The sequence below is a fragment of the Micropruina sp. genome (assembly GCF_047602085.1).
Taxonomy (GTDB): Bacteria; Actinomycetota; Actinomycetes; order Propionibacteriales; family Propionibacteriaceae; genus Micropruina.
The window spans coordinates 731,021-742,546 of sequence record NZ_JASGID010000002.1 but is presented as its reverse complement, the minus strand read 5'-3'; the positions used below and the strand labels follow the sequence as shown (position 1 = coordinate 742,546).

Here is an 11,526-nt window from a genome sequence, read left to right as displayed (position 1 = left end):
CATCATCGAGCTGGCGTCGCTCTCTGTAGACAACTTTAGACGAAGCGTCTGAAAAATGCACGTCCCAATGGTCACCTTTTTGCGAATCGACAACTTTTCAATCATCGCCGGGCACCCATCGAGCCCGCAGACCCTCGCATCGCACCCTCTTGCGACACAATGCCGAGACAGCTGAGGAGCTTCCGAGCCCCCTATGCTGGGGGCTGAGCAACCGCCGGGGCCCCATAGCTCAGGGGATAGAGCAGAGGTTTCCTAAACCTTGTGTCGCAAGTTCGAATCTTGCTGGGGCCGCCCGAATGCAGAAGGTCCCTGCCCGGGGGGATGGGGCAGGGACCTGTCTCATTATAGGTCGCGCCACGCCTGCTTGTCACCCACGCGGGTGACAAGCAGGCGGCGTGTCACGCCTCAGAGTTCTGCTGCGACTCGCTTGCTTGTTCCTTCAACTTCTCGATATCGAGAGCCTTCACGGCCTTGACCAACTCGTCGAACTGGGGGCCACTCATGGCGCCCGCCTCGCGGTAGACGAGGTAGCCCCCACGAAACGCCATCAGCGTCGGAATCGACTGGATGCCCAGCCCTCCGGCCAGCGAACGCTGGTCTTCGGTGTCCACCTTGCCGAACACGACGTCAGGGTGCTGCTCGGACGCCTGGTCGAACACCGGGGCAAAGCGCTTGCAGGGCCCGCACCAATCCGCCCAGAAGTCCACGATCACGGTGTCGTTGTCGGCAATCGCCTGGGTGAAGGTCTCTTGGTCGAAAGCTTGGGTAGCCATGTGGTTCCTCTCTGATTCATCGGTGGAACGCGCCGAACGTAACGGCTATTCCGCCAGCGCCTGGGCGATGTCGGCACCGATCTCGCGGATCAGGGTGCCCGGGCCGACGGTTCGTCCGGCCACCGCACTGACCAGGGCCGACATTCCCGGCAGCGCCTCCCCCGGCTCGGGGGCACCGCCGACGCTGGTGGTGAGCGGATTCGAGCCGTCCGGCCACGGGGCCGCGACCCGCTGCCAGGTGCGCAGCCACGCCTCGGAGATCTCCGAGGTCGAGGGCACGCCGAAGAAGTGCCCCACCGGCGCGTGGTGGCGCAACGCCACCACCGGCGAGTCGCGGTACAGCAGGGCGAGCCGCACCCGGGCGTCCAGGTCACGCCGTTGGGCGAGGCTGCCCCGCAGCGCCCAACGGCAGGGGTTCGAACAGGTGCCGGCGACGTCGGGACGTTCGCCGGCCCCGATCGTCTCGTGGTTCATCGCGCACATCGCCAACGCCGAGCCAAGCCGAGAGTGAAACCGGTCGAGGTAGGCGGTGAATCCTGCCGTGTCGCCGTTGGCGGCGTTCAACGATCGCTTGGCGGTGGCCCGCAGTGCGGAGTTGTGCGGGCAACTCCGATCGTCGCCGCCCCAGCGCTCGCCCACCTGCTCGGCCATCCGCAACGGGTCGCCGGCATGCCCCAGCGTCGACTCCCAGGCAAGCTGGGGTAGGTACTCGCCGATCAGGTGCGCGGTCACCACCACCTGCAGCGGCTCGTGCCGCAACGCCCGCAGGTCGAGCACCTCGAGCATCAGCCGGTACAGCGGAACCAGCGAGGTGAGCGCCCCGCGCTGCGCCGACCGGGGCTCGAGCGGAAAGCAGGCGGCACCCAGCTCTTCGGCCCAACGCCGCTGAGGAAACTCGCGGCTGATCGGCCAGTAGTCTTCGGCGTCCAGGTCGAGCACCCGTTTGGCGGCTACCGCCAGCCGAAGCGCGCGTTCGCGCCCCGGCGAGACGTGGCCGGCCCTCAACTCGGTGTCGAGAATCGCCGCCAGCGCGTCGTACCAATGGCCCTGCAGCAGTGGCGCGGAGTCAAGCGGCGCCGAGTCAGCAGGCACGGGCGTCGCTGGCCACGAACATATGTTCGGCCACCTGCGCCTCGAACCGGCCTTCGTCGCGGCCTTCAGCCTGCAGTATCAGCGTGTGCCCGTCGCGGCGGGCCGTCAGGCTGGCACCGGGAGTCACTCCGCTGGCATGAAACGACGCCAGCAGTTGCCGATCGGTCTGCAGGTATTCGCTGAGCCGGCGCACCGTCACGATGGCGGTCGGGTACTTCGCCAGCACCTCGGCCAGCGGAATGGCGCCGTCAAGAAATGCTTCGGGAGCCGGCGGGGCACCGAGTTCGGCCAGCGCCGGAATCGGGTTGCCGTAGGGCGATTCGACCGGCTGATGCAACAGGTTCACCAGGCGGCGCTCCACGTCGGTCGAGATGACATGCTCCCAGCGGCACGCCTCCTCGTGCGCGTGCACCCAGTCCAGGCCGATCACGTCGATCAGCAGGCGCTCGGCGAGCCGGTGCCGGCGCATCACCCGGGTGGCAAGCTTCAGCCCGGCGGCGCTGAGCCGCAACTGGCGGTCGGCGTCGATGGTGAGCAGGCCGTCACGTTCCATGCGAGCGACCGTCTGCGACACCGTCGGGCCGCTCTGCTTGAGACGCTCTGCGATGCGGGCCCGCAGCGGCGGCACCCCCTCCTCGCCCAACTCGTAGATAGTGCGGAGGTACATCTCCGTCGTATCAATGAGGTCACTCACCGGAACCTCCTCCAGGTTGGCAGCCAACGGGGTATCGGCTCACCCTAAGCCATAGCTGCCACGAACAACACAGATGCCCGAAGCGTCACGTTCCAGAATTTCTCTGCATCGGAGCTGGTGCACGAAAGCGTGTACACTGCTGCTCAACAGGTCGCTGACGATGGAGGGCAACGGCGGCCTGAGAATGGGTCTCTCGCTCCAGAATCAGCGTCGTGATGGTGTCTTGCATGCACACCTGACACTAGTTGTGGGAGATTCCACCCCAAGGAGCACAATGTCCCTCTCACCCCCATTCCGACCAGCTACCGAGCGTTCTCATGCCATTGCAGCCGGGCACGACGTCATGGCTTGGAGTCAAGTATCCCCGTGGGTTGCCTCAGCCGCAGCACCACGGAGTCGCCACCTAGGGTGGTTCGAGAAATACCGAGCAGCCCTGTGGGCCAGCGACTTCCTGGCAATTTCTACGACCATTGTAGTCACCTTCGTTTTCCTTTTCGACTGGGATTCCCGCCCACCCGGTCTCGCCATCACCTATGCATGGTCCGCACCGGTAGTGATCCTGGCGTGGTTGCTCATGCTGGCAGCTTCGGGGTCCAGGGACCGTGACGTCGTGGGCCTGGGGTTGGGTGAGTACCGGCGCACCCTCCAGGCGAGCCTGTCCGTCTTCGGCGCCATCGCGATCGGGTCTTACTGGTTACAAGCAGAGGTCTCCCGTGCCGCATTCGTCACCACCCTGCCGATTGGCGTGGCTGCGGTGTTGGTCGGACGTTGGATCGCGCGCCAGCAGTTGGTGCGCCAGCGGGCGGCGGGCGGAGCAATGTCGCCCACGCTCATCGTTGGCAAGGGCGCTGCAGTTCGCCAGGTTGCCTCCGAGCTGCAGCGCAACACTGATGCCGGCTACCTGCCGTGCGCCGTGTGCATCCTTGACGATGACAGCGATGAGGTGATGGCAAACGGCAATTCGCTTCCTCGGGTTCCCTATCACGGCCTAGTGTCGAGCTGCGACCAGTGGTCGCTATAACGCGGTGATCGCCGCTGAAGGGTTGGCACACAAGCAGAGCAAGGACTTGGCGTGGAGCTTGGAAAACCGGCCGATCGAGTTCATGTTCGTGCCTCGGTTGGTGGACATTGCAGGTCCCCGGGTGAGCTTCCGGAGTGTGGAGGGCCTGTCGCTGATGCGTGTTGACCTGCCGCAATTCACCGGTGGCAAGCTGGCGGTGAAGCGGGCCTTTGACATCGCGGTTTCCACGGTCGCCCTAGTCTTTCTCGCGCCGCTGTTCATGGTGGTCGCCGTTCTGATCAAGCTGGACGACGGCGGCCCGGTCTTCTTCAAGCAGAAGCGAGTGGGCCGGTTCGGTCAACCGTTCACCATCCATAAATTCCGGACGATGTGTCTGGACGCCGAGTCGAAGATCGACGCGCTGATCGAGGCGAACGGAGGCGCTGCGCTGCTGTTCAAGCTGGAGGACGACCCACGGATCACCAAAATCGGCAAAGTGTTGCGCAAGTATTCCATTGATGAACTTCCCCAATTCTGGACGGTGCTCCGCGGTGGGATGAGTGTCGTTGGCCCGCGTCCCCAGGTGGAGCGTGAGGTTGCCGAGTACTCCGATGTGCACCATCGTCGGCTGCTCATCAAGCCGGGGATCACGGGACTGTGGCAGGTGGGGGGCCGCTCGGAGTTGTCGATGGCCGCAGCCATTCAACTTGATCTGCGCTACGTAGAGAACTGGTCAGTGCTCGGAGACATCAACATCGTAGCCAAGACTGTTGGTGTCGTCCTCCGGCCAGATGGTGCGTACTAAAGAAGCGCTGATTTTCGATGGTCGAGTTTGTCGTTCACTCGCACATGCCGCTCTCCGCGAAGGGGTTTCGACATAGCCCGACCAGCGGTGCGCTGTCATTTATCGGCGCTTTGTCGGCGCTCGCTCAGTGGCGTCAGACGTACACCCGCACCCAGTCCACGTAGAGGTTAGCGGTGTCGCCCACATTCTGTAGGTCGACCGGGTAGCCTCCGCCGAGCGAGAGATTGAGCAGGAAGAACCAGGGTTCAGTCTGGCGTGCGACTGAATCCTGGGAGCCCACTAAGGCGCCGTCGACGTAAAAGTCGATGCCACCCGGGCGGATGTCGGCGCCGTACGTGTGCCAGGACAGCGACCAGTCCGAGACGCCCTCCGGTGTTGCACAGAGTAGGTCTCCGGTGTCGTCGATCGTGGCGTCGGAGTACCAGGTGTGGGTCGCGTGACAGGCCTTCTGGGTGTCGTGGCCGTACAGTTCGACGGCGTCAACCTCCCCCATGATGCTCCGATCCAGCGATGCGGCGCCCGCGTTGAGCATCCAGAACGCCGACCATGTTCCGGTGCCTGCCGGTGCGAGCATGCGCGCCTCGAAGTAACCGTATTGAGCTGCGAGGCCTCCGCCGGAGGCGTCCACCGATGCCAAGATGCCGCTGCGATGCTTGCGGTTCCACCCATTCGGGTCGGGCTGATCGCCAAGGGGTGAGACCTGAATCCTCAGGACTCCGTTCCCGGTGCCGAGAACCTCTGGGTTGCTGGTTGGATCGGCGAAGACCGCGTCACCGAACTCCGCGGTGCCCCACGGGGCTGGCTGCGCAGCAGTGTATCGAGCGGCTGCCCCTACCCGTTCAATGGACAGTGGCCCATCGAAGTCATCGTCGAACAGGAGCGTCCGTCCGCTGCGCTCGGGGGCAGCGATAGCGGACGACACCTCGCCAGAGCCGACGAGTTGCAGTTCGAGTCGGGTCTGGGGTGATGTGCGCGACTGGATCAGCATGCCGAAAGGCCCCTGGGGCAAAGGCTCGCGCAGGATGATCTCGGCGACCCCGTCCTCGTCGGCGGTCGCCGTCCCAAGTGGCTGAGAGTTGCCGCTGTTGTCCATTGTGGTCGCGTCGAGGATGGTTCCAGTCGAAGCGGCGACGAAGACCGAGTCACCCGGTTTGATTGCAGACCCGCTTCCGGGGCACAGCAGGAGCAACTCGGTACGTGCTGGGACGGACCCCGGCGGGACGATCGTGCGGGAGTCCGGGCAATCCTCCACCTTAGCCTCGTTTGTAAAGGCGGCTGCGGAAGTCGACGGCGGCACAGGCGGAGTAACTCCGCGCGGATAGACCGCCATTTCGCGGAGCGCGACATCCGCGCTGTCGAACGCACGCCGCAGCATCAGCCGGACAGAGGTCGCGATCCTGGGGGCGAAGCCGATCGTGGTGGGAAGCTCGCCCGAGTCGGCGATGCCGAAGACGGGCACCTCGCTTCCGTCGTCGAACTTCAGCACCCCGTTCAGCGACGAGGACATCTGGTGGGCAGGATCACTCGATGTACTCGACGGGCCCGCGATCTGCACGCTCGACACCTCCCGCGCGGGCTCCCAGGATAGTTCCACCCATGGCTGGGTGTCGCTGTCGGCAGCCGACCACTCCACACCGTAATCACCAGTGGCGAAACTGCCGTCGATCAGCGAATCAGGGCCGCTTGTCGACTGCGAGGAGGCGGAAGCGCGCACCTCGATCGGCGTTTCAGAGGCTGGCCAGTTATTGCTTCCGCCGCGATCAAGCACCCAGCTCGCCAGACTCACTTCCTTGGCGCCGCCGTCCGCCTCAGTGAAGGTCAGGCGCGCCCAGGTAACCTGCCGCGCCGGGAATCCGACCACGACATCGCCGGACTCGTCCGGGGTGAGGTGCAGCGAACTCCCGTCGCTGAATTCGATCACCGCGGCCGAGAAACCCGATCCTGAAGCTGCGGCACCGATCAGGACCCGATTGACCTCGCGCTCATCCGCAAACCGTTGCTCGACCCAGGCGCCTGCGACCTCGCCTTTCGACAGCCACGCGGGTTCACGACGGGTGCGGTCCGAGCCAGGGAGTTCACCGTCCGGCACCTCCGCCAGCAGCGCGGGGTCCGAACCCGCGGCGGTCGAGGAGGCAAGCACCTCGACAGGGACTGCGCGGCCAGGGTTCAACCGCAGCACCACCGGTGCCACGATCAGAGTCACTGGGATGACAAGCGCTCCTAGCAGTACGACAACCAGAAGCCGCCGACGAGAGCGGACAGTCAAAGGGATGGGACACCTCCTGGCGCCGGGCGAGGGTGAGGGTGAGGGTGAGGGTGGGTGAAAAACCAGCATGCGTCATCACGGGATGGTGGTCAATCCCCCCCAGCGTGAGTTGGCATCTTCGCCCGGTGACCGCTCGGGCCTGCCAGTTCGTACGCCCAAGTTCACTCTCCGCGTGCAGTGTCGACACCCTCGCGGTCGGTTGGTAGGCGAATGCTCCCTGCTTGCCGAGCGACTCGATCCCCGCCGGGAGCATGACAGCGCGATTTCGATGTAGTGGGGCCATCAGTTCCGGAAGCACCGGAAGACCACACAGTCGTCCTGGAAGATCAAGCTGCCGACAGACATCGAAGGTGACTTCGCCGAATCTCGAACGCGAGGTGATTGCCGACTCATCCTCGACTCTCAGACGGCATCCGTCTTCAAACCGTAGGGGTCGTTGCCCACAGCAAGTGGAGCAATAACCCGTTTTACTGCACGCTTCGCCCCAGTTGTTAGTGGCGTGAATCCGGACAAATATCGTAGATAGCCGATCGGTTCTCGGCGGATGAGATCCCACGCATACATGCGCCGTTCCCTGTCGAAGTCAGGCGCACTCGCGAGCAGTCGATCGATCCGCCCTTGGTGCGCAAGACGCGTTTCGGGGAGACCATGTTCCAATGCCGACCTGATCACATCAGCGAACCCGTCACGCAGCGAATACTCGAAGGCGAACCCTGGAACCACTCTCTTCAGCTTCGAGTTGTCGAAGGCTCGAGGCAGCAGTCGGTCCGAGATCTTTCCAGTCAGTTCGGGGAAGACGTGCGCGACTCGCTCGTCCGGCACTTGTACCAGTGTAACCGTTCTGTCAACAATAGATGCGGCGACACTCTGCACTTCAGCCCAAGTAACCTGCTCCTCAGAAGCGATGTGGAAGTCGTCGTTCATGGCCATCGAGTTGCCCAGGACACCGACGATCCCGCGAGCTAGATCGTGGGAGTGAGTTAGAGAGGTGAGCGTATTTGCCATCTGCTCACCGATGACCACAGGGCGTCCGGCGAGGATTCTTCCGAGGACGTCGCCCATTTCCCAGGCGCCAAAGGGGATTCTTTGCTCAGAGTAGGTGATGTAGGGGCGCACAATGGTGAACGCTTGGCCCGTTCGGGCGCACTCTGTGCGTAGTCGATCCTCCGAGAGGATCTTCAGCGATGGGTAGCTCCATGGCCCACGAGTCCGTGGAGCATCTTCCGTGAGCCCCTTCCCTGGTTCTGCTCCCTGATAGACCGTGGCTGAGGAGACGAAGACATACTGGGAACAGCGCCCGGAAAACAACGTCAGGCTCTTCGTTAGCTGCTCGGGGTCGAACGACAGCAGATCGACGACGACATCGAACACCCTGTCTCCGAGCGTGGCGGCGAACGCTTTCGTGTCGTAGACGTCGCCGACGATCTCCTCGACCGCTCTGGACCGGCCCAGGCGGCGACCCCGGCTTACTACGCAGACACGATAGCCCGCAGCGAGCGCCACCGTTGACAGCTCGCGCCCGATGATGCCGGTCCCTCCCAGTATGAGAACGGAAAGCACGGCGATCAGCGCCCGAGCACAGCTTTGGCAACCCGCTTCACGCGGGGCGGCAGCATCTTGGCGATCTTCTTTTCGAGCGACTCAATCGTATTGGCCTCCCGAATGATCCGCACACCGTCGGAGTCGTCCTGCATCGTTGTGAAGACCTCGATCAACAGAGGTCGATCGGATGCTTGCAGGAGCCAGTCAGCGTTCTCGACGAGATCCTGCTTCGAACGAACGGCGATGTATCCCCAGTCCATTGACTCAACCCACGCCTGCGCGGAGCCGTGGTGGCCAGCAGCTGCGATGTGGCGATCTGCGCCCTCACCGAAGTTGCTGTCAGCGGCATTGGAATAGAGCCGGAACTCTCCGCCGCCGGCGTTATTGACAAGAATGATCCGGGCGTTGCTCTTCACGCCGCGGATCCCGATGGCACTCATGTCATAGAAAAAGCTCAGATCACCGATAACCAGGAAGCAGAGTTGATCAGTCGCCGACGAGTGCCCAATAAAAGTGGAAAGGCATCCATCAATCCCGAAAGCTGCCACATTGGAGTACGCCTCGATGCTGGGGTCCAGTTCGAAGAAGCTCCAATTTCGAAAAGCACTCAGGATCGCGAAGTGCATTACTGAACCAGCCGGGATGCGAGGCGCCAACTCCGCAGCAACATAGGCGTGCGAAAGCGGAATCTCCTGGGGGATCGTGCGCTCTGCGTTCCCCTTTGCCCAGAGGTCGGCATATGCGGGGCTCCGAGCAGGTTCGCCCTGAGCCAGAAAAGCTGAGAAGAACTCTTGCTCAGGGAACTCGAAGACTTTGCTGAGCTTGCCATACGTGTCGCGAACCACTCCGTCTTGATGCACCCGCCAATGCTCTATCGGCAGGCGGCGCATCATGCCGTCGAAATCGTAGTCGCCAATTTGGCCGCCGATCGTGATCAGGAGGTCAGGCTGGTAGTCCACGTAGTGCTTGAGTCCGATGTTCGTGACGAGCAGACTCGCATTGACGGCGTTGGGCCCGTGATAGTTACTGAGGTGATTCGTATAGACGACGGCATCGTAGTGAATGGCAAACGCGCCGAGCGCAGCCTCAAGACTGGGAGAGAAGGGCAAATGTGCACCCACAGACACCATGATCCGGCGATTTCTCAGCACGGGAAGCGCATCGAAGGGCGCATACCGATCGATTTTCCTCACGGGGGGGAGCGTCGCAACACCGCCATTCCAGTGCTCTTCGATTGGTATATTTATGTGCACTGGCCCGGGGCCGTGATGAGTCAACTCGAGGAGTGCTTCGTTTACGAGCCGGTTGCAGTATGCCTCGTCATCGGCATCTTGAACGAGAGGAAGCCCGACGGAGATCTTGGCAGAATCTTTCGGTATCGATAGCTGGTCCATCGCCTGCATGACGCCCTGCCCGATCTGACTAGGCCTGTAGTCCGCGGTCACGACGACGAGAGGGGTGCCCCGATAGTATGCTTCGGTCATTCCAGGAATGTAGTTGCGCGTCGCTTGGGCGCTGGTGCAGCTCAACATGACGGGAGCATTCTGGGCGAGCGAGACGCCTATTGCGAAGTATACTGCGCTCCGTTCGTCGACCACGGAGTAGCAGGTAAACTCTGGGTCTCGCTCGATGCTCGCAACGATTGCCATGTTGCGAGAGCCGGGAGAGATCACGGCGTGTTTGATTCCGTGTTGCTTCAACGACGCCACAAGGATCTGGACGTTCTTCTTCGAGGAGTACATAGCTATCCTTCATGTTCGGTGAAGCGATCGATGTTCGAAAGAGTGATCTTGTACTTGGGCCGCCATCGTAGCGGGGTCGGATTACAAGCTCGTCTCATGGAGGTCAATCCTCCACGCAGCCACTCGAGCCCTCGCGTCATCGCCGCCCCAGAATCGTCCGGGCGTTCCTAGCAGCCTGGGCCAGCTGTCGAAGCCCGCCGGGAACAACGAGGATAGCCAGCACATAGAACAGGGTCGCGATGGCGGTTCCAATCGGAATTATAGCCCATGCGCTGAGCGCCGGGAGGAGTCCCAGAATCCAGCGAGTGAGTGAGAAAGCGACGGCCGCCGCGCTGATGACGCGCATGCCCATTCGGAAGAAGGCCCAGGAATCCTGCCGAACCGTGCGAGCCAGCCATGTCAGATTGATGGGCCAGGCGATGGCCAGCCCTGCGGCAAACGCAAGCGCGACTGCCTCGACGCCCAACGGAGTCGCGACCAGAATAAGCGCGACAGCCAGGGGCTTGGTCACAAGATGCAAGTAGAGAAGCTGGCGACTCTGCTGCGAGACAATGAAGGTCCAGTAGCTCACGGTGCCGAAGGCTGCGAAGACCCCCGCAATGGCGAGCAACTGGAAGAGCACGACGGAACGCCCCCACTGGCCCCCAAGCGCCAGCGGGATCAGCCAGTCGGCCGTTGCGGCAGCAACGAGGTACATCCAGGTGACCAGGAAACTGATGAGGAACTGGATGCGGAGAAGTAGATCCGTCGCACGATGCGCGCCGTTTTCCGTCGCCGAGTTCACGGTGGGGATGGCCACTTGAGTAAGCGGGTCAAGTATTCCGACACGGGGCAACTGGTAGATTTGGAAGGCCCGGTTGTATAGCCCCAATTCGATCGCGCCCCAACGGGCGCCGATCATCAGCGAGTCGACATTGCTTGCAGCAAAAGTGAGAATCTGAGCCAGGCCGAACTCACTTCCTGCCCGGACGAGCTCCCCGGACCCCTGCCTCCTGCGCGGAAGCGTTGGCAACCACCGTGAGACGGCGGTGCGCGACGCCAGTGTGGACACTGAGGCGGTGAGCACCTGCGCCACGAGTGCCCAGTACCCCCAGCCTGCCAGCGCGGTGAGTACCGCTACTGCAAGGGCAAACGCCTGCGCAACGAGATCTGTGAGTGTCAGGGCGAGATAGCGCATCGACCTCGCGAGCTGGACCTGCACCTGCGACTGCACACCGTCGAGCAGCAGGCCCACTGCGAGCGCGGGAGCAACGGCACTCAGTCTGGGCTCGGCGTAGAGCCCGATGAGCAGGGGTGTGGACGCCACCAGCAGAATCGCCACTGCGGCACTGAGACTGGTGCTGAACCAGAAGAGATTGGATGCCTGCTGGTGTGTGAGCGTTCGCGCCTGCAGCGCCGCCGTCGAGATGCCGAAGTCACGCAGCAGTGCACCAAAGCTCGTGAAAACCATGACCATTGCGACGAGACCGAAGTCGGCGGGGCTGAGCAGGCGCGCGAGCGCGACAGTTCCAGTGAGCTGGATGCCGATTCGGAGGATCTGACCCAGGATGACGGTGCTACCGCCTCGTGCTCCCCGCTTGAGTGCGTCGCCGCTCATCGGCGCGAGCCAACT

General features: G+C 62.9%; 9 protein-coding genes and 1 tRNA gene. 3 read left to right on the top strand and 7 right to left on the bottom strand.

Annotated features, from left to right (window positions below; all coding sequences use genetic code 11):
- Positions 1 to 218 precede the first annotated feature (218 nt).
- Positions 219 to 291 (top strand) — tRNA-Arg (locus tag QM721_RS04250).
- A gap of 107 nt (positions 292 to 398) precedes the next feature.
- On the opposite strand, the gene trxA is transcribed toward QM721_RS04250, so the two are convergent.
- The 3 genes from trxA to QM721_RS04235 are packed head-to-tail and all read right to left on the bottom strand — an operon-like array spanning position 399 to position 2,559.
- Entirely contained in the window at positions 399 to 773 is a 375-nt protein-coding gene (gene trxA, locus QM721_RS04245) for a thioredoxin (protein WP_415119307.1), read from the bottom strand.
- Positions 774 to 818: 45 nt separating this feature from the next.
- Entirely contained in the window at positions 819 to 1,865 is a 1,047-nt protein-coding gene (locus QM721_RS04240) for a hypothetical protein (protein ID WP_415119305.1), read from the bottom strand.
- Positions 1,855 to 2,559, bottom strand: coding sequence for a metal-dependent transcriptional regulator (locus QM721_RS04235; RefSeq protein ID WP_415119303.1), 705 nt, complete (start codon positions 2,557 to 2,559; stop codon positions 1,855 to 1,857). Before QM721_RS04235 ends, QM721_RS04240 begins: the two co-directional genes overlap by 11 nt.
- A 610-nt stretch (positions 2,560 to 3,169) precedes the next feature.
- Between QM721_RS04235 and QM721_RS04230 the strand changes: the two genes are divergently transcribed.
- The gene (locus tag QM721_RS04230; RefSeq protein WP_415119301.1) at positions 3,170 to 3,580 is read left to right on the top strand and encodes a nucleoside-diphosphate sugar epimerase/dehydratase; all 411 of its coding nucleotides are present in this window, start codon (positions 3,170 to 3,172) and stop codon (positions 3,578 to 3,580) included.
- A 4-nt stretch (positions 3,581 to 3,584) separates the two neighbouring features.
- Positions 3,585 to 4,364: a sugar transferase gene (locus QM721_RS04225; protein ID WP_415119299.1), complete on the top strand. Its 780-nt coding sequence runs from the start codon at positions 3,585 to 3,587 to the stop codon at positions 4,362 to 4,364.
- Between the two features lie 133 nt (positions 4,365 to 4,497).
- Here the strand turns inward: QM721_RS04225 and QM721_RS04220 are convergent, their stop codons facing one another.
- From QM721_RS04220 to QM721_RS04205, 4 genes are all read right to left on the bottom strand, one after another.
- Positions 4,498 to 6,567, bottom strand: coding sequence for a family 16 glycosylhydrolase (locus tag QM721_RS04220; protein ID WP_415119297.1), 2,070 nt, complete (start codon positions 6,565 to 6,567; stop codon positions 4,498 to 4,500).
- A gap of 465 nt (positions 6,568 to 7,032) precedes the next feature.
- Positions 7,033 to 8,190: an NAD-dependent epimerase/dehydratase family protein gene (locus QM721_RS04215; protein ID WP_415119295.1), complete on the bottom strand. Its 1,158-nt coding sequence runs from the start codon at positions 8,188 to 8,190 to the stop codon at positions 7,033 to 7,035.
- Positions 8,191 to 8,195: 5 nt separating this feature from the next.
- Complete coding sequence (gene menD, locus QM721_RS04210; RefSeq protein WP_415119293.1) at positions 8,196 to 9,914, bottom strand: 2-succinyl-5-enolpyruvyl-6-hydroxy-3-cyclohexene-1-carboxylate synthase; 1,719 nt, start codon at positions 9,912 to 9,914, stop codon at positions 8,196 to 8,198.
- Positions 9,915 to 10,050: 136 nt separating this feature from the next.
- Positions 10,051 to 11,511 (bottom strand): lipopolysaccharide biosynthesis protein, encoded by a 1,461-nt coding sequence (locus QM721_RS04205; protein WP_415119291.1) that lies wholly within the window; start codon positions 11,509 to 11,511, stop codon positions 10,051 to 10,053.
- Positions 11,512 to 11,526: the final 15 nt, after the last annotated feature.